Annotated in this window: 25 protein-coding genes; 17 read left to right on the top strand and 8 right to left on the bottom strand. The window is 27.1% G+C overall.

Features of this window, described 5'->3' with window-relative positions:
• Positions 1-177: 177 nt before the first annotated feature.
• The 4 genes from CRU93_RS08900 (at position 178) to CRU93_RS08890 (ending at position 3,063) form a co-directional block, all read left to right on the top strand.
• Entirely contained in the window at positions 178-591 is a 414-nt protein-coding gene (locus tag CRU93_RS08900; RefSeq protein ID WP_258238873.1) for a hypothetical protein, read from the top strand.
• Between the two features lie 98 nt (positions 592-689).
• Positions 690-950: a hypothetical protein gene (locus tag CRU93_RS14175; protein WP_164967660.1), complete on the top strand. Its 261-nt coding sequence runs from the start codon at positions 690-692 to the stop codon at positions 948-950.
• Positions 947-1,762, top strand: a complete 816-nt coding sequence (locus CRU93_RS08895; protein ID WP_164967659.1) for a DUF1853 family protein — start codon at positions 947-949, stop codon at positions 1,760-1,762. The genes CRU93_RS14175 and CRU93_RS08895 overlap by 4 nt, the downstream gene beginning before the upstream one ends.
• Positions 1,763-2,034: 272 nt before the next feature.
• Positions 2,035-3,063 carry a DUF2157 domain-containing protein gene (locus CRU93_RS08890; protein WP_129103846.1) on the top strand — a complete coding sequence of 343 codons (1,029 nt, stop codon included), beginning with the start codon at positions 2,035-2,037 and terminating at the stop codon, positions 3,061-3,063.
• Positions 3,064-3,086: 23 nt separating this feature from the next.
• Here CRU93_RS08890 and CRU93_RS08885 read toward each other — a convergent pair whose 3' ends face one another.
• Positions 3,087-4,304: a class I SAM-dependent rRNA methyltransferase gene (locus CRU93_RS08885; RefSeq protein ID WP_129103845.1), complete on the bottom strand. Its 1,218-nt coding sequence runs from the start codon at positions 4,302-4,304 to the stop codon at positions 3,087-3,089.
• 158 nt (positions 4,305-4,462) lie between these two features.
• Between CRU93_RS08885 and CRU93_RS08880 the strand changes: the two genes are divergently transcribed.
• From CRU93_RS08880 to CRU93_RS08845, 9 genes are all read left to right on the top strand, one after another.
• Entirely contained in the window at positions 4,463-5,407 is a 945-nt protein-coding gene (locus tag CRU93_RS08880; protein WP_129103844.1) for an NAD(P)-dependent oxidoreductase, read from the top strand.
• A gap of 2 nt (positions 5,408-5,409) precedes the next feature.
• Entirely contained in the window at positions 5,410-5,757 is a 348-nt protein-coding gene (locus tag CRU93_RS08875; RefSeq protein WP_129103843.1) for a hypothetical protein, read from the top strand.
• Between the two features lie 234 nt (positions 5,758-5,991).
• Positions 5,992-6,153 carry a hypothetical protein gene (locus tag CRU93_RS14170; RefSeq protein WP_164967658.1) on the top strand — a complete coding sequence of 54 codons (162 nt, stop codon included), beginning with the start codon at positions 5,992-5,994 and terminating at the stop codon, positions 6,151-6,153.
• A 60-nt stretch (positions 6,154-6,213) separates the two neighbouring features.
• The gene (locus tag CRU93_RS08870; RefSeq protein WP_129103842.1) at positions 6,214-6,522 is read left to right on the top strand and encodes a YrhK family protein; all 309 of its coding nucleotides are present in this window, start codon (positions 6,214-6,216) and stop codon (positions 6,520-6,522) included.
• 173 nt (positions 6,523-6,695) lie between these two features.
• A complete protein-coding gene (locus CRU93_RS08865; RefSeq protein ID WP_129103841.1) occupies positions 6,696-7,271 on the top strand; it encodes a pseudouridine synthase in 576 nt (191 codons plus the stop codon).
• 17 nt (positions 7,272-7,288) lie between these two features.
• Positions 7,289-8,518 carry a DEAD/DEAH box helicase gene (locus CRU93_RS08860; RefSeq protein WP_129103840.1) on the top strand — a complete coding sequence of 410 codons (1,230 nt, stop codon included), beginning with the start codon at positions 7,289-7,291 and terminating at the stop codon, positions 8,516-8,518.
• Between the two features lie 5 nt (positions 8,519-8,523).
• The gene (locus tag CRU93_RS08855; protein ID WP_258238872.1) at positions 8,524-9,393 is read left to right on the top strand and encodes a DMT family transporter; all 870 of its coding nucleotides are present in this window, start codon (positions 8,524-8,526) and stop codon (positions 9,391-9,393) included.
• A 1-nt stretch (position 9,394) separates the two neighbouring features.
• Positions 9,395-9,826 carry an N-acetyltransferase gene (locus CRU93_RS08850; protein WP_129103839.1) on the top strand — a complete coding sequence of 144 codons (432 nt, stop codon included), beginning with the start codon at positions 9,395-9,397 and terminating at the stop codon, positions 9,824-9,826.
• Positions 9,823-10,290, top strand: coding sequence for an HAD family hydrolase (locus CRU93_RS08845; RefSeq protein WP_129103838.1), 468 nt, complete (start codon positions 9,823-9,825; stop codon positions 10,288-10,290). The genes CRU93_RS08850 and CRU93_RS08845 overlap by 4 nt, the downstream gene beginning before the upstream one ends.
• 43 nt (positions 10,291-10,333) lie before the next feature.
• On the opposite strand, the gene CRU93_RS08840 is transcribed toward CRU93_RS08845, so the two are convergent.
• A complete protein-coding gene (locus CRU93_RS08840; protein ID WP_129103837.1) occupies positions 10,334-10,555 on the bottom strand; it encodes a cold-shock protein in 222 nt (73 codons plus the stop codon).
• A 247-nt stretch (positions 10,556-10,802) separates the two neighbouring features.
• Here CRU93_RS08840 and CRU93_RS08835 point away from each other — a divergent pair, with 247 nt between their 5' ends.
• The 4 genes from CRU93_RS08835 (at position 10,803) to CRU93_RS08820 (ending at position 13,479) form a co-directional block, all read left to right on the top strand.
• Positions 10,803-11,369 carry a pentapeptide repeat-containing protein gene (locus tag CRU93_RS08835; RefSeq protein ID WP_129103836.1) on the top strand — a complete coding sequence of 189 codons (567 nt, stop codon included), beginning with the start codon at positions 10,803-10,805 and terminating at the stop codon, positions 11,367-11,369.
• A gap of 113 nt (positions 11,370-11,482) precedes the next feature.
• The gene (locus CRU93_RS08830) at positions 11,483-11,770 is read left to right on the top strand and encodes an encapsulin-associated ferritin-like protein (RefSeq protein WP_129103835.1); all 288 of its coding nucleotides are present in this window, start codon (positions 11,483-11,485) and stop codon (positions 11,768-11,770) included.
• 124 nt (positions 11,771-11,894) lie between these two features.
• Entirely contained in the window at positions 11,895-12,137 is a 243-nt protein-coding gene (locus CRU93_RS08825) for a GlsB/YeaQ/YmgE family stress response membrane protein (protein ID WP_129103834.1), read from the top strand.
• A 28-nt stretch (positions 12,138-12,165) separates the two neighbouring features.
• A complete protein-coding gene (locus CRU93_RS08820) occupies positions 12,166-13,479 on the top strand; it encodes an APC family permease (RefSeq protein ID WP_258238871.1) in 1,314 nt (437 codons plus the stop codon).
• Positions 13,480-13,486: 7 nt separating this feature from the next.
• On the opposite strand, the gene CRU93_RS08815 is transcribed toward CRU93_RS08820, so the two are convergent.
• From CRU93_RS08815 to pstS, 6 genes are all read right to left on the bottom strand, one after another.
• Entirely contained in the window at positions 13,487-14,512 is a 1,026-nt protein-coding gene (locus tag CRU93_RS08815) for a tRNA-dihydrouridine synthase (protein WP_129103833.1), read from the bottom strand.
• A 96-nt stretch (positions 14,513-14,608) separates the two neighbouring features.
• Entirely contained in the window at positions 14,609-15,274 is a 666-nt protein-coding gene (locus CRU93_RS08810) for a PhoU domain-containing protein (protein ID WP_129103832.1), read from the bottom strand.
• Entirely contained in the window at positions 15,274-16,056 is a 783-nt protein-coding gene (gene pstB / locus CRU93_RS08805) for a phosphate ABC transporter ATP-binding protein PstB (RefSeq protein WP_129103831.1), read from the bottom strand. The genes CRU93_RS08810 and pstB overlap by 1 nt, the downstream gene beginning before the upstream one ends.
• A 5-nt stretch (positions 16,057-16,061) precedes the next feature.
• The gene (gene pstA, locus CRU93_RS08800; RefSeq protein WP_129103830.1) at positions 16,062-16,868 is read right to left on the bottom strand and encodes a phosphate ABC transporter permease PstA; all 807 of its coding nucleotides are present in this window, start codon (positions 16,866-16,868) and stop codon (positions 16,062-16,064) included.
• Entirely contained in the window at positions 16,868-17,779 is a 912-nt protein-coding gene (pstC, locus tag CRU93_RS08795) for a phosphate ABC transporter permease subunit PstC (RefSeq protein ID WP_129103829.1), read from the bottom strand. Before pstC ends, pstA begins: the two co-directional genes overlap by 1 nt.
• Before the next feature lie 62 nt (positions 17,780-17,841).
• Entirely contained in the window at positions 17,842-18,840 is a 999-nt protein-coding gene (pstS, locus tag CRU93_RS08790) for a phosphate ABC transporter substrate-binding protein PstS (protein ID WP_129103828.1), read from the bottom strand.
• Positions 18,841-18,919 lie beyond the last annotated feature (79 nt).

Raw genomic sequence — 18,919 nt, 5'->3', positions numbered from 1 at the left:
AAATAGGGCAGATTTTAATATGAGATATTTATGTTTAATGCGTTATCATAATAAGTATAAAAAAAGCAGTATCAATAGTTAGATTCAGATGCTGTTAATGAAATTGTTTTGTATCAGTTTGTGTAATTATTTGAAAAAATATTTTATTAACTTTTATTATACCTGTAAGGAGATTTTATGAAAATTAACACTGAAAACAATTATTTCAACCAACATACACAGATATCTACTACTGCAAATACTAGTAAATCATCATTTTCATCTGTACTTGCAGACGCTACAACAGTTGAAACGCCTGTTGTTAAGCAAGCAGATTTTACTAGTATGACGCGCAAGGAAATGTTTGATTGGATGAATGAGCAAATCTGCAATGGAAAATTGTCGCTTGATGATAGTTCTACTTTTTTGGGTATGACAATGAAAATTTCAGTAATATCTGGTCATCCAGTAGATATGAATACAGATGATACACGCATCAACTTTATTGAAAAAGCACGTTTGGGAGTAGAGAATGCATTGTCACGTAATGACCTAAATTTAGCAGCAAGATTGCAGGTTGCTATAGAGATTATGAATCGTCACAAAGGATAATGATAACTTTATAATAGTATTTTCAGTATATAATTTGATGAGATAATAGTTTTTTTTAAAAGGAATAAAAAGTAGATGATACTTGTGAGAAAATCAAGATGACAGGGATTCTTTTATTAGAAGGTTTATCTGATGCAATAGTAGGTATAGTGATTATTTATATATTGGCTTCACTTATATTATTAAGATGGGTAATGATTGATGCTTTTACTTTTCAATTAAATTTTATTATCTGGCCCGTGTATGGTTTTTACTTGTATCTTCTTCATTATGTATTACTTTCAAAAGGCATTATATCTCGTCCAAAATGGATACATGGAATAAGTTCTGGTTCTTTATTAAAGATTTTAACAAAATGAATAATTTAAAAACTCAATTTTTAGGATTTATAAATACACCTTATTTATTTGATGAAATAAATACCCTTACTCAGTTTAAACTAGATATAAAAAAGATAAATGAGTTTGATTTTAACAAACTAAATATTACAGAAAAACTTCCTTTAGGCAAAAGAATAGAGCGTTTTTTTGAGTTTTATATAAATCAATCATCAAATTATGAGTTCATAAAAAGCAATGTTCAAATTATTCATAATAAACAAACACTTGGTGAATTAGATTTTTTAATCTATGATAAAAAAAATCAAAAATATTTGCACATAGAGCATATTTATAAATATTATTTGTATGATACCTCTTTTAACAATGAGATTGATAGGTTTATTGGTCCAAATAAAGATGACTCTTTTATAAAGAAAATAGATAAATTAAAAAACAAGCAACTTCCTTTGTTATATAAAAGTGAGACTAGACAGTATTTATATGGAATTGATATAAATAATATTGAACAAAAGGTTTGTTTCAAAGGAAATATATATGTTCCTTTACACTTATTAGCTAAAAAGATACCTATTGTAAATAATAATTGTATAAAAGGTTTTTATATAAAGTATAAAGAGTTTGTAAATCAAGAATATTTTAAAGAGTTTGAATACTTTTTACCTTTAAGAGATGATTGGGTTAGTGATTGTAACTCAAACCAAATATGGAAAAGTTTTGATGAAGTTATAACTGAAATTGAACTATTATTAAGTTATAAAAAATCTTCTCTTGTTTGGTTAAAAAACAAAAAAGAAGATAAAATTCAAAGCTTTTTTATAACTTGGTGGTAGTTGAAATTAAATTTTGTAATATTTATTCGTTATAGTTTTCTAATTAAAATTTTATCAAGTAATGAAGATTGAAAATAGATTATAAATTACAGCTTCAATAATTATAAGTTTTATATATTTGTCAACTATATTTAGATATAAAATATGCATATTGATTATAAAAAATAAAATTTGTATTTAAAAATATTATATACCAAAAAATCCCACTTGTTAACATATTATAATAAATGTATATTTGATAATTAGACACTACTTAAATAATGAGGCATAAAATGGAAGTAACAAAGAAAAAATTAAAAAAAGCAGTTGATAAAAATATAATTTCACTTCAACAAGCAGATGCTTTGTATGAATTTTTGATTGTTCAGCCTGAAAGTGTACCAAGATTTACTTTTACTCATGTTCTTTATTACCTTGGTGGGCTTATAGCTATAGGTGCTATGACGCTTTTTATGAATCTTGGATGGGAGTCATTTGGAGGAGCTGGAATATTTTTCATCTCACTTTTATATGCTGGAATAGGTTTAAAACTTAGCAATTCATTTTCTAGTAAACATCTGATTATACCAGCAGGTATTTGTGCAACATTTGTTGTTTGTCTAACACCATTAGCAATCTATGGCTTACAACAATACATAGGAGTTTGGCCTGATGAAACTGTATACAAAGATTACCATAGATATATAAAGTGGCATTGGTTATATATGGAGTTAGGCACACTAGCCGTTGGTACTTTTGTTGCATGGAAATATAAATATCCTTTTTTAATAATGCCTATTGCTGTAACACTATGGTACATGACTATGGATGTTACTGCGATGATTTCTGGTGGTGATGTTACTTGGGAATTAAGAAAATTAGTTTCTTTATATTCTGGTTTATTAATGATAGTCCTTGGATTTTTGATTGATATTCGTTTATATAAAAAAGCTGATTATGCTTTTTGGATTTATATATTTGGTGTGATTGCATTCTGGGGTGGTTTGTCTTTTCAAAGCTCAGATAGTGAACTTTCAAAATTTATTTATTTTTGTATAAACCTTTTAATGATTGGCGTTGGTGTATTGTTAGTTCGTAGAGTTTTTGTTGTTTTTGGTGCTTTGGGTTGTTGTGGTTATTTAGGTTATCTAGCATCTGATGTATTTAAAGATAGTTTGTTATTTCCTATAGCCTTAACAGCTATTGGATTTACTATTATTTATCTTGGCGTACTTTGGCAAAAACATGAAAAAGCTATTACTCAAAAATCTCGCTCATTTCTTCCTTTGTCAATAAAAGAGTTATTGGATGCAAAATCATAAAAATATTCACTCAATACTTCTTTTTATTTTTTTTTGATAAAGACTACTTTTAGGTAATTACCTTGTCTAAAATTATCATCAACTTTGAAATCTTTTGGCAAAGAGAATGTTTCTAAAATCTCATATTTTTCTTTTAGTTCCTTAAAAGCTTTTTCTATAAACTGTCGAAACTTCATTATTCCAAAGTTTGCTGAGTTTGTAGAGGCTACAATAATTCCATTTTTATTTGTGATTTGAATAGCTTCTTTTAAAAGTTTTACATAATCTTTTGAGACACTAAATGTGATTTTTTTACTTCTTGCAAAACTTGGTGGATCAAGTACTACCATGTCAAATTTAAACTGTTTTTTTACGGCATATTTAAAGTAATTGAAAACATCATCAACTATTATTTCTTGAGAGTTTACATCTATATTATTTACTTCAAATTGCTCACTTGTTTTAAGTAGACTTCTTTTGGCTAAGTCTACACTTGTTGTTTTTTTTGCACCACCTAAGGCAGCATAAATAGAAAATGCACCTGTATATGAAAAAGCATTTAACATTGTTTTTTTATTTGCATATTTGTCTCGTATATTTTTTCTTACATCTTTTTGATCTAAAAATATTCCTGTCATTGCACCATCGTCTAAATATACTGCAAAGTTGACGTTATTTTCACGAACTATTATTGGGGCAGGGGCCTGAAGCCCACAAACAAAATCACTTTTACTATCTAGATACTGTCCTTTTGTATCAAATCTTTTTTTCTCATAGATACCTTTGTATGTTTTATCTTGTTTTAAAACCTCTTGTAATGCTTCTAATATTGTATTTTTGAAACTATAAATACCTAAGCTATACCAAGTAAGCATATAGTATCCATCAAAATAATCTATAGTAAGTCCACCTAGTTTATCACCTTCTCCGTTTAAAACTCTAAATGCAGTTGTAATATTATTTTTTGCATCTTCATAAAAATCTTTTCTATAAGTTATTGCATTTTTTATTTTATTTATGAAAAATGTTTTATCTATTTGTTCTTCTTTATTGTATGATAGAACCCATCCATATCCTTTATTTTGTCTACCATAATATCCTTTTGCTATAAATTTATTATTTGGTGAAAGAAGATTTATAATAATTCCTTCTTCATTTAAATCTTCAATATTTTGAAAAATCTCTTTTTGGATAAGTGGATATTTATCTTGGTACTCTTCTACAAATCTCGATTTTATTTTTAAATTGATTGTTTTATTCATTTTTACCCTTACTGTGGAATTATAACAATTTTTTTCTATTAATTTTATATAACTTTAAAAATTAGAAAGTTTGAGATGTTATACTAATTTCAATAATAAACTTTATGATAAAATAAAATTATAAATATGTATAGAATATAAAAGAAAAATGGAGTATTATGAAAAAAATAATTCCTTTTGTAAGTGGCTCAGATAGACAAATAACACACTTGTGGTTGAAATACTTACAAGATGAAATGAGTGAATATAATATTGTACTATTTGATGATTTATCAAAAGAACAAAAATTAAATGCAAAGTTTGCAATTATCGCAAATCCTAATCCCTCAAATATTTTACAAATGAAAAATTTAAAATGGGTTCAAAGTCTTTGGGCTGGTGTTGAAAAACTTCTTGATTCAATACCAAATCCTTCCTTTCAAATTGTGCGTATGGTTGATCCAGTTTTATCTAATACCATGGCTGAATCAGTTTTAGCTTGGACTTTATATTTACATAAAAATATGCATTTATACCATAGTCAACAAAGACAAAAAATATGGAAACCTCATATAGAAACACTATCAAAAGATAAAAATATTTTAATTTTAGGTTTAGGTAAATTAGGACTTGCAAGTGCATTTAAATTAAAAAAGAATGGTTTTAATGTTTTAGGATGGTCAAAAAGTAAAAAACAAATAGATGAGGTTATTACTTATCATGGAGATGAAGGGTTAGAAACTGCACTTAAATTAGCCCATATTGTAGTTTGTTTATTACCTTTAACAAAACAAACAAATAATTTACTAAATAAACAAAAGTTAGATTTACTTAATTCAAATGCTTCAATAATAAATTTTGCAAGAGCTGGAATTATTGACTATGATTATTTAGTTGAAAAACTTAATAAATCTGAGCTTTCCCATGCTATTTTGGATGTATTTTATGAAGAGCCTCTTAATTGCGACTCTTTGTTATGGGAAAATGAAAATATAACAATTTTACCACATATCTCTGGCCCAACAGATATGGCAAGTGCTTCAAAAATAGTTTCAAAAAATCTTAAGCAATATTATGAAAAAGGAATAATCCCGATTTCAATAGATATAAAAAAGGGTTATTAAAGATGAAAATTTCATATCATCGTAGACGTAAAATCAAAACAAGAAGAATAGCTATAAAAGAGCTAATATCAAATGGTATAGAAGAAGCAAAAGATTTAGCAAAAGAACTTGGTGTTACAGTACCAACAATAAAAAGAGATTTAGAAGCTATGAAAACTATGAGTGAAGAGGATTTTACATTTGCCAAAAGAGCAACATCACAAGAGCTTTTAGATAAAAAAGATGAGATTTTACGTATGTTAGATGATGAAAACTATTATACTAATAGTGGTGATATAAATATAACCAAAATAACAAAAGAATTAAATACAAGTAGAGCTACTGTTATGTCTGTATTAAATGGAGAATAAGAAAGATGATTGAGGGCATATTTTTCATTTTCTTCTCTTTATTATTATGCTGTAAGATTATAATTGATTAAATTACTTTTATAACTAAAAAAATCACAATACTTTATATTTAAGAAAAAATATCAAAAACTTTGTTATACTCTAAGTTATTATAAAAACTTAGATTTTTAGGGCATTTGGTATATTTTTAATAATTAACTGTTCTATTAGTTTATATACTAAAAAAGGACGTACATGGCAAAACCAAATTATAACTATGAAAAAAGAGCAAGAGAGATTGAAAAACAGAAGAAAAAAGAGGAAAAGCGTCTTAAAAAATTAGCTAATAAAGAGAATAAAATAGAAGAGGAAATTTCTGAATCATCAGAAAATAAAAATTCTAATACAGAAAATTAAAATTATTTTTATAACTTTTTGTTATTTTATATTGTAAAAAAGATAAAAAAAGGATTTAGATTGATTTTTTATGAGAAGGAAAATGAACTAGATGTTGATATTGGAAACCGACATATTGTTATTCAACGAAGATATGAATTTTTAGTTGCAATAAATGATTTTTTTATTGCTCTTTGGTTTTTGATAGGTAGTTTTTTCTTTTTGTATGACTCTTTAATGAAAAGTGGTACTTGGCTATTTATCGTAGGAAGTGCACAATTTTTACTAAAACCTCTAATAAAGCTTATTAGTATGGTTCATGTAGCAAGAGTTTATAATCAACAATGTGAAGAGAAGTCAACTGGAAATAATAAAAGTTATAACTACTAAAATATCATTAAATTAAGACTTTTAAATATATAATACATATTAATTAAAAGGTTTTAATACTCTTAATAAAACTTTTGTTTTTTTAAGAGTCTTGAATAAGAAGAAAACTCAATATTAATTATTACTAACAATCTTAATTCAATTTCTCTTTTAAAACCTAAGGAACAAACCTTATGAATACAACAAAAAATTCGACAAAATTATTGGCTTTAAATAAACCAAAAGGGTATGTTGTTACTCGTTCAGATGAGTTAGGAAGAAAAACTGTTTATGATCTTCTTCCTGGTTGGGTTTATGAAGATGAGTGGATGCCTATAGGACGTTTGGATTTGGAATCAAGAGGATTGCTACTTTTTACAAAAGATGGAAAAGTAGGAAATTTTTTAACAAAGCCAAAAAATTGTATAAAAATCTATGAAATTTGGGTTAGAGGGTATGTTACAGATGAACATATTTCATTAGCTTTAAAAGGTATAGATACAAAATATGGATTATTAAAAGCTTTACAAGTAGAAAAAATAGGTACTGGTGGAGCAAAAACAAAGTTAAGAATAAGCATAGATGAAGGTAAAAATCGTCATATTCGTAGACTTTTTGGGGCAATGAAAGACTTTAAATTTGGAACACCTTTAAAAGTTTTGAAACTTGAAAGAGTTAGTATTGGAAGTTTTAAACTTGACTTAGAATTAGGGAAATATAGGTTTCTTTCACTTGATGAAGAGAAAGAATTACTTAAAAAATTTTATTAGAAAACAAAAGGAAAAATTTGTCATTTGATATATTTAATTTATCTAAAGAGCTAAATAAAGCATTAGAAAAAAATAACTATAAAATACCAACAGATATACAAAAAGAGGTTATTCCTCTTATTAAAACAAAACAAGATGTGATGGCACAAGCACAAACAGGAAGTGGAAAAACTGCAAGTTTTGTAATTCCTTTATTAGAACTTTTAAAACAAAATAAAATAGAAAAAAAAGCAAAGATAAAAGTATTGGTATTAGCGCCAACAAGAGAATTGACTTTACAAATTGCTGATACTTTTTCAAATATGAGTCAATTTTTTACTCATAAACCTTCTATTGTTTCAGTTATTGGTGGTGAGGGAATAGGAGATCAACTTTTAAAGATTCAAAAAGGTTGTGATGTAGTAGTTGCAACTTCAGGAAGATTACTTGATATTATAGATAAAAAACAGATCAATTTATCTAATCTTGAATATTTTGTATTGGATGAGGCTGATAAAATGCTTGATTTGGGTTTTAAAGAGGAGTTAGATGTACTTTTAAAACATCTTCCAACACAAAGACAAAATCTATTTTTTTCAGCAACATATTCACAAAAAGTTATAGATATAGCTTCAAAAGTAACTACAAGTGCAAAAAAAGTAGAAATAAAAAGTAAAACATCACATGTAGAAGAAGTAATACAAAGAGCAATACTTGTAGATAAACAGAATAAAAGTGCATTGTTAAGATATTTAATAAAGAAAAATAAGTTTAAATCAGTATTAGTTTTTATGCCAACAAAAAGAGCAGCTGATAATATAGCTTATAAGTTCAGAAAAAATGGCTTTAGTGCAGAGTCTTTTCATGGAGATTTAACTCAAGAAGAAAGGATTCTTACGCTTGATGATTTTAAAGATAAAAAAATTCGTGTACTTTTTTCTACTGATATTGCCTCAAGAGGATTACATATTGATGATATTGATTGTGTTGTAAATTATGATTTGCCAAGAAGTACAGAAGATTATATACATAGAATTGGAAGAACTGCAAGGGCAGGGAAGAGTGGAACTGCAATATCATTTTTAGACAATGATAATTTAGCTCATTTTAAATTAATAGAAAAAAGATATAAACTTGATATAAAAAAAGAACAAATTGACGGATTTGATTTTACTTTTAAAGAACAAAAAAAACAAAAAGGCCCTCAACCAACAAAGGGTAAAAGAAAAAGTAAAAAAGATAAATTAAGAGAACAAGGATTAAAATAGTTTTAATGCAAGAAAAATTTAAATCAATAGACAAAGGCGTTTTATTTATGCTATTAAGTGCTTTACTTGGAGCAGTAAATGGCGCTATTGCAAAATATCTATCTTTTCATATGGATCCAATGGAAATAGTTTTTTATAGAAATTTATTAGGTGCAATGATGGTGATTTTTAGTATAAAAAAATCTCATATTAAAATAGATACTTCAAAATTACATCTGCTTTTTTTAAGGGGTTTATTTGGTAGTTTAGCCATGATTTTGTTCTTTTTTACAATTGCTACTATTCCTCTTGGTGAAGCTGTTGTATTAAATAAGACATCACCTTTTTTTGTGACAATATTAGCTTATTATTTGATGAAAGAGTCAATAAGTTTTAATACTTTTATTGCTTTAATCATAGGTTTTTTAGGAATTATTTTTATAATGAAACCATTTGGAATAGAGATATCGTATGAACACATTCTTGGAGTATTAGGTGGTTTTTTTGCAGCAGCAGCATATGCCACAATAAAAAAAATAAAAGATATTTATGATGCAAGAGTTATTATGTTATCTTTTATGGGTGTAGGTGTGATTATTCCAGTAATACTATCTTTTACTCCTTATGCACATTTTAAAGTACATGCAGATTATTTTATATGGATTCTTGTTTTATTGATGGCAGTTATATCTACTGGTTCTCAATGGTTTTTAACAAGAGCTTATAGTTTAAGTAAAGCAAGTATTATTGGTGTTGTAAGTTATACAAATATTCCTTTTGCAATAGGTTTTGGTGTTTTACTTGGTGATATGATTCCTGATATTTATACTTTAATTGGTATTATACTTATTGTTATTGGTGGTATTTTGGTTAGTAGAAAAAAGAAGGTTTCTTGAAGTGATAAGAAAAGCAAACAAACAAGATATTAATAAAATTGTTGATATTTGGTTAGAAGCATCTATAATTGCACATAATTTTATAAGTTCTAGTTTTTGGGAATCACAAGTGCAAAATATGAAAGATATTTATATTCCAAATTCTTTAACTTATGTTATTGAAAAAGATTCTGAAATTGTAGGATTTTATTCTTTATACAAAACTACTTTGGCTGCAATTTTTATAAAAAGTCAATATCAATCTAAAGGATTGGGTAAAAAATTGATAGATGATGCAAAAAGTAAAAATGATACTTTATTTCTTACTGTATATAAAAAGAATAAAAAAGCATGCAATTTTTATCTATCAAATGGTTTTAATATTATTAAAGAACAAATTGATTCTAATACAAATCAAGAAGAATTAGAAATGAAGTTTGAGAAAGTAAAATGAAAATAGATATACCTAGTAAAAAAAGTTTTGAACTTAAAAATATAGTATTTGATTATAATGGAACAATAGCAATTGATGGTAAATTAATTGAAAATGTAGATAAAATGATAAATGAATTTTCTAAATATTTTGATTTTTATGTAATTACTGCTGATACTTATGGAAGTGTTGAGCGTGAATTAAAAAATACTAATTGCAAAGTTATTACTATAAGTAAAGAAAAACAAGATGAAAAAAAATTGGAATTTATAAAAAGTTTAGATTCAAAAACTACACTTTGTGTGGGAAATGGAAGAAATGATACTTTAATGTTAAAAGAGTCTATTATTGGTATTTCAATTTTACAAGACGAAGGGTTATGTACTCAAACTTTATTAAGTTCTGATATTCTAGTAAATTCTATATTTGATGTATTTGGTTTTTTGAAAGATAAAAATCGATTGATTGCAACGTTGAGAAATTAAGAAAAGCGAATTAAGTAGCAATTTTGCTACTTAAAACTTAAAATTATACAGCAGTAACGTTTTCTGCTTGTGGACCTTTTTCACCTTGAGCAATTTCAAATGTTACTTTTTGTCCGTCTTCTAAAGAAACTCTACCATAACCATTATTGTTATTAATTTGTCTGTAATGTACGAATACATCTTTTCCACCGTTTTCTTGTTCAATAAATCCGAAACCTTTTTCGCTATTGAACCATTTTACTGTTCCGTTTACTAATGTTGCCATTGTAATTCCTTTTTAATTTTGTATCAATTATGGTCTTATTAAAATAATGAGAGATTCTTCTTTTAGGTTGATTGTACTGTATAACAAAGTTATCAATAAAGCATACTAAAGATGTAACTCGAACCATCTTTGTGTAAAAACATTGTACAATAATTTTTGTCTTTATTGCTTAAAATAAACTTAATTTTCAAAAAAAATCCAATATAACTTAATATTAATATGTTAAAATGGAAATAAAAAGAGAAATATGCTTAAAACTGATGATTATTGGGAAGAAGAGTTTAATAAATTAGAAGAAAAAGAATTGCATAAAATCTATTTTGATAATTGTACTTTTAAAAATTGCGATTTTTCTAAAAGTATTATGATTGGTTGTAAATTTACTGAGTGTACTTTTATTGGATGTGATTTGTCTTTAAGTATTCTAAAATCTTGTATTTTTAATGATATCACTTTTGAAAACTCAAAACTTATAGGGATTTCTTGGAGTAATTGTGATGAACCTTTTGATATAAAATTTAATGATTGTAATATTTCACAAAACTCATTTCATTTATTAGATTTAAGAAAGATGAAATTTATAAATACAGTTATAAAAGATTGTGGATTTGAAGAGTGTAATTTAGAAGGTTCATTATTTGATAATTGTGATTTGGAACTTACTGTGTTTATCAATAACAATCTAAAAAAAGCAAACTTTGAAACTTCAAGAAACTATCTTATTAATCCTAAAAATAATGATTTAAAAAATGCACAATTTTCACTTCCAGAGGCTTTGAGTTTTTTAAGTTTACTTCCAATAAAAATAAAATAACCTTTTTATTAAGTTCAATTATAAAAATAAAATAGATAATAAGTTCATAATTGTAAGCTTTTTTACAGTAAAAAAAAATATGATTAAGTTACATTAAATAAAAAGGAGAAAAAATGGCAAGTGAAGGTTATCATGAACCAATTGAAGAAATAAGTGTAGAAACACGTGATATGCACAGAGCAATAGTCTCTTTAATGGAAGAACTAGAAGCTGTTGATTGGTACAATCAAAGAGTAGATGCCTGTAAAGATGAGGAACTAAAAGCAATTTTAATTCATAATAGAGATGAAGAAAAAGAGCATGCAGCAATGGTTTTAGAATGGATTCGTCGAAAAGATGCAACTTTTGATAAAGAGCTAAAAGATTATCTTTTTACAGAAAAAAAGATTGCACATAGTTAAAACTATGTGCAACATATATAATCTCTTAATTTTACTTTCTGTGTAGTTAAAATAAATATCTTTTTATTTTCTAAACTTAAAGATAATTCAGTTAATATTAAATAAGTTATAAAAAGGATTGCGAATGAATATAATAGTATTTTTATTAATAGGTGCAATTGCAGGCTGGTTAGCCGGTAAAATAATGACTGGTGGAGGATTTGGACTTATTGGAAATATTGTAATTGGTATTATAGGTGCTGTAATTGGTGGTTTTGTATTTTCAGCAGTTGGTCTTAGTGCAGGTGGATTTATAGGCTCAATAATTATGTCAACTATTGGAGCAGTTGTATTATTATATGTTTTAAAAATTATAAAAAGTGTTTGATTAAATTATATTTATAAAGGATTTATTTTTGAATAATAAAAATAACACTAGAACAATTGGTCTATTAGGAGCTATTTCTATTGGTGTTGGTGGCATGGTTGGTGGAGGAATCTTTGCTGTTTTAGGTGAAGCTGTTTCTTTAGCTCATGGCGCAACAGTTATTGCTTTTTTGCTCGCTGGAATTGTAGCTATATTAACTGCATACTCTTATGCAAAACTATCTGTGAAGTTTCAAAGTAAAGGTGGAACTGTAAGTTTTATAGATGAAGCTTTTGGGCACAATTATCTATCTGGAAGTGTAAATTTTATGCTTTGGCTTAGTTATTTAGTTACTATATCTTTATATGCAGTTGCGTTTTCTTCTTATTCTCAAGTATTATTTTTGGATAATGAAACAAAATTTTTTAATCATTTTTTTATATCTTTAGCTATCTTATTACCTTTGGTTATAAACTTAATTAGTGCTTCTTTTGTAAGTAAATCAGAGTCTTTTATTGTATTTATAAAAGTAGTTTTATTGATTGTTGTAATAGTTGCAAGTTATTCATATCTTGATTATGATAGATTGTCTCCTAAACATTGGGAAGGAAGTATTTCACTTCTTGTTGCTGGTATGATAATCTTTGTAGCATATGAAGGTTTTGAACTTATTGCAAATTCAGCAGAAGATATAAAAAATCCAAAATCAAATCTTCCAAAAGCATTTTACATTTCTGTTATTTTAGTAATTATTTTATATTTATTAATTGCAGTAACTTCAATAGGAACTGTAAGTGAAGATAAACTACTTGAAGCAAAAGATTATGCATTAGCAATAGCAGCAAAACCTGCTCTTGGACAAATCGGTTTTACAATAGTTTCAGTTACTGCTTTATTAGCTACTTTTTCAGCAATAAATGCAACTATATATGGAAATGGTAGGTTAGGGTATATTTTAGCAGTTGATGGTGAGTTACCAACTGTTTTTAATACAGAAAAAAACAATATTCCAACATTAAGTGTTATTATTACTGCTTTTTTTAGTTTAATTTTAGCAAATAGTATAAATTTAGCCCAAATTGCTATTATTGGTAGTGCTAGTTTTTTACTGATTTTTTTTATAGTAAACGTAGCAGCATTAAAATTATATAAGCAAATAAAAGCAAGTAAAATTATACTTATTATAAGTTGTATTATTAGTTTTATTGCTTTATCAACTCTAATTATTCATACTTATCAAACTGATAAAAATGCAGTTATAATATTTTTTGCATTTATTTTAGTTTCAATATTATTTGAAGTTTTATATGGAAGATTTGTAAGAAAACATATGTTTAATAGGGAGTATAAGAAAGAGAATTAACTCTTTCTTATTTAAAAGCTCTTGAATATTGTCCTTGGAACTCATCTTGCTTATTTTCTTTTTTTAAGAAATATTGAATTAAATTTGGATTTCTAAGTAGTTCTCTTCCCATTGCAATAAAATCAGCACAATTTTTATCATAAACTTCTTGACATTGTTCATATGTATTGATCAATCCAACTGCAATAACAGGAATATTAATATTTTCTTTTATTTGTTTTGCATAATTAGCTTGATATAAAGGTTCAAGTTTTGGCATATTTTCTGGATTTGATTGATTTCCACCAGCAGATACATGAATTACATCAACTCCAACTTTTTCAAGCTCTTTTGATAAGTAAATACTATCTTCTATGCTCCATCCTCCTTTACTCCATTCTGTTGCACTAATTCTTACACTTAAAGCAATATTTGTTGCTTCTTTTATCTCTTTTGCTATTTCAACTGTTAATCTACATCTATTTTCTAAGCTTCCACCATAAATATCATCTCTTTTATTTGTAAGTGGTGAATTGAATTCACAAAGTAAATATCCATGTGCACTATGAAGTTCAATTAAATCATATCCTGCTTCTTTTGCTAAAATTGCAGAATCTACAAAAGACTTTTTAATTTTTTCAATCTCTTCAATTGTTATTTCTTTGGGCAGTTTATATTCTTCATTGAATCTTATACTACTTGGAGCAATAGGAGTTGAATTTTCAACTTGACTTTTTCTTCCTGCATGGGCTAATTGAATTCCCATTTTTGTTCCATAACTTTTGCAATTTTCTACAAGTTGTTTGTGTAGTAATGCTTGCTCTTCATTATATAATGCTAAATCTTTATCAGAAATTCTACCTTTTGGTTCAATTGCAGTTGCTTCAATTATAATAAGTCCAACTCCACCAATTGCTCTTGCTTCATAATGAGAAAAGTGAAAATGTGTAAGTTTTCCATCTTTTTGTGCGCTATACATACAACATGGTGCCATAATTAGTGAATTTTTTAAATTTAAGTTATTTATATTTCTTGGTTTTAAAATATCATTCATATTTTCTCCTTTGAGAAAAATATTTTACATCTTGTAGACTTAAAGTATTATTACTTTATTTTAGGTAAGTATTGAAGAGATTTGATGAAGTAGAGATTAAATCTCTACTTCACCTAATACTCCACCAAGTTTTGCATAAACAATTAAATAAGCAATATCAAGTGATCTATTAGCAATTTTGTCATATTTTCTTAATGTATTAAGAACTTTTGCATATTGATTGAACTCTTCAATTTCTTTGTTCTCTTTCATTAAATTATCTTGAAAAAGGTTATATAGTTCATCAGTTTTTTCTTGTGCTTCAAAAACTAGATTAAATTTTTCTTTTACATTTTCATTTGTACTTTCAGTCATGGCTAAAAGACCTTCAAGGCAAGAAACTGCTGTTTTTTGAAGTGGAATTGTGTACTCTTCTATATATTTTTTATCTAATGTATTATAACAAAGTTCAAAATTTTTAATAATACCTTTTGTATTAGAAGCAGTTCTTTGAAGTTCATTTGTTATTTTAAAAAAAGAAACAATTCTTCTTAAATCACTTGCTTCTGGTGTCTCTAGTGCTAAGAGTTTAACTATCCCATTGTCTATTTCTAAACTCTCATTTGAAATAGGCTTTAAACAATTTCTTGCATCATCTAAAACATTAAGATTATTAGTCTGCAATGCTTCAAGGATATAATTGTTTGATTTTAGAATATTTCTTACAATATTTACACCTTTATCATGTAAATTTTCTAAATCTTGAGTATATTTTTTTAACATTAACCAAATCTCCCTGTAATATAATCTTCTGTCTTCTTCTCTTTTGGATTGATGAAAATGTCTTCTGTATGATTGTATTCAACTAAATTTCCAAGATACATAAATGCTGTATAATCACTAATTCTACTAGCTTGTTGCATATTATGTGTAACAATAGCAATACTTACTTCATTTCTCAATCTTGTAATAAGTTCTTCAATTGCTGCTGTTGATATTGGATCAAGTGCAGAAGTTGGTTCATCAAATAGCAATAAATCTGGTTTTACAGCAACTGCTCTTGCAATACATAATCTTTGTTGTTGACCACCACTAAGACCCATCGCACTTTTATCTAGTCTATCAGAAACTTCATCCCAAAGTGCACTACCTTTTAAAGCAGCTTCAACTTTATCTTCAAGTTCAGTTTTGTTTTTTACACCTGCTATTTTAAGGCCATAGGCAACATTATCAAATATACTCATTGGAAATGGAGTTGGTTTTTGGAAAATCATTCCAACTCTTTGTCTTAGTTTTATAAAATCATTTTCTTTTTTTATATCTAAAATATTTTCCATTTTATTTGAATTTTGGTTTAGAAGCATCAATCTTCCATCATATTTATTATTTGGATATAAATCATGAATTCTATTTAATGATCTAAGAAGTGTTGATTTACCACAACCACTAGGACCAATTAATGCAGTGATTTTATTTTTTTTGATAGGTAAATTTATATTTTTTAAAGAGTCTTCACTAGCCCCTGCATATTTGAAGCTAAATTTTTCTATATTCATAATTGACATTAATTTTATCCTTTGTGTCTTGTTAAATATCTTCCAAGTAGATTAATCATTAGAACTAATGCTGTTAAAATGAATGAAGCAGCCCACGCTAAATCTCTACTTGCTTGTACTGGGTCATTTGCTAAGTCATAAATACTTACAGTTAAAGATGGAAATGTTTGTGTTAAATCTAAAGTAAAATAGTTACTTGTACCACTTGTAAATAGTAATGGTGCAGTTTCTCCTATAATTCTTGCAAAAGATAAAAGAAGTCCTGTCATAATACCAACTTTTGCAGCTTTTACAATAATATCCATAATAACTCTATATTTACTAGCTCCAATTGCAATACCAGCTTCTCTTAGTTCTGTAGGAACTAATGAAAGCATATTATCTGTTGTATTAATTACAATTGGAATCATCATAATTGTAAGAGCAATACTTCCTGCAAAACCACTTGCTCCTCCAGATGGAATAACAATAATTGCATAAACAAAAGCACCTATTACAATTGATGGAGCACTAACCATAATATCGTTTAAGTCTCTTACTATTCTAGTGAACTTGCTGTTATATCCATATTCTTGAAGATATACTCCAGCTAGAACACCAATTGGAATACCAACTAATGAAGCAAGTCCTGCCATAATAAATTGACCAACAATTAAATTTCTTAGTCCATTACTAATTAAATCATCTACAAATAAACTAAAATGAAATGAAGTAATTCCTTTTAAAAATAGTGTTATTAAAATCCAAGCTAAAAAAGCTAAACCCGTGCACGCAGATAAAATAGCTAAAAGAAGTACTATTTTATTTAGTAGTAATCTCATTATTTAACCTTTTTAAGAAAATAAAACTTAGCAATTGAAATAACTATAAAACTAATTAAAAATAGTAAAAATGCTAAATAAAATAATGAAGAAGCACCAAGTCCTGTTGCTTCACCAAAGTTGTTTGCTAGTGCTACTGGAATTGAAATTGTAGGTGAATTTAATGCTTTTGGAAGTTCGAAAACTGAACCAATTAGAAAAGCAACGGCCATTGTTTCACCTAATGCACGACCCAATGCTAAAATAATTGAACCTATAATACCAACTTTTGAATAAGGGAAAATTACATCTTTAATAACTTCAAATTTTGTTGCACCTAAAGCGTATGCAGACTCCTTTAAAATATCAGGAGTAGTTTTCATACTATCTCTAGTAATTGCAGCCATAAATGGTAAAATCATAATACCAAGAACAAGTCCTGCTGTTAGTAAAGATACTTGATAACCTCCAACTAACTTTTGAATTATAGGAGCAAAATAAAATAGCCCCCACATACCAAATATAATACTAGGAATTGCAGCAAGCAACTCAATAGCTATTCCTACAACATGTGATACATTTTTGGGTGCAATTTCTGCTAAAAATACTGCAATTCCCATTGCAATTGGAAGTGCAAATGCTAATGCAATTAAAGTTGAAAGAACAGTACCAATAATTGGAACTAAACCACCATAAATTGTTTTTGTAGGCTCTTCATCTGGGAAAAGACTATATTCATCAACAACCGTGTTTTTAGCTTCTTGTGGAGTTAATGCAACTTCTGTTTGCCATGCTGGGTTTGTTATAAAACCAAGACCAAACTCATTCATTGCATGTTTTGAAGACATAAATAGAGTAACGAATATTCCGATTAATATTACAAGTACAAGTGAAGCACTTAATAAAGAGACGTTTTTAAAAATTTTTTCCATATTACCTGACCATCAATTTGAGATTAACGTAAGTCATAAGACTTACGCTTTATTTTTACTGATTAGTTTACACCTTTTTCTGACCAGTATTTTCTAATTTTACTAGTTAAACTATCTGGTAATGGAACATAACCTAATTCAGTTGCTAAATGAGCACTATTTTTAAACGAGTAGTTATAAAAAGCTGTAACTTTTTTATTAACTTCTGGTTTTTCTTTTGGTAAAAGGATAAATGTAGCTGCAACGATTGGATATACTTTTTCACCTGCTGGATCACCAATTACTGCAAAGAAATCTTTTTTAGGATCTAAATCAGCTTTTGCTGCTGCTGCTTGAAAAGATTTTAATTCAGGTTTAATATAGTTTCCTGCTTTATTTTCTACTGTAGCCATATGTAAGTTATTATTTTTAGCATCTGCATAATCGATATAACCAATTGAGTATGGAGTTTGTTTTACTAATGCTGCAACACCTGTATTTGTTTTACCACCTACATGATGATCTCCAGGCCAATTTAAAGATTTTTTAGCACCGAATTCTTTTCTCCACTCTTTAGAAATTTTACTTAAGTAGTATGTGAAGTTAAATGTAGTACCAGAACCATCAGCTCTATGAACAAAAGTTAATTTTTTATGTGGAAGATCTATATTTGGATTTGTTTTTGTAATTAAAGAGTTATCCCAATATTTTACTTTTCCTAAAGCAATTTGAGCTAAAGCTTCTCTACTTAATTTTAAACCTTTTGCATTTGGAACGTTATAACTAATTGCAACTGCACCAACAACTGCAGGGAATTGATATAATCTAGCTTTTTTTAATTGGTTTGGATTTAAAGGTGCATCAGAACCAGCAAAATCAACTGCTCTTGCTTTAATATCTTTAATTCCACTTGAACTACCTTTTTTTACGTAATCAACTTGAACTTGTGTTGCATTGTGATATGCTTTAATCCATGATTGGTAAACACTATATGGGAACGATGCTCCACTACCTTTAATATCTGCTGCTGAAGCTATTGTTGTACTTAATGCTAAAGCTGTGAATAATAATACTTTCTTCATTGACTATTTTCCTTTTTTGAAATTTGATGTTGGAATTATAAATTAAGCTGGTAACATCTTGGTTACAATTATTGTAACA

The sequence above is a fragment of the Arcobacter sp. CECT 8985 genome (assembly GCF_004116495.1).
Taxonomy (GTDB): domain Bacteria; phylum Campylobacterota; class Campylobacteria; order Campylobacterales; family Arcobacteraceae; genus Malaciobacter.
This window is presented reverse-complemented; position numbering and strand designations above follow the sequence as displayed.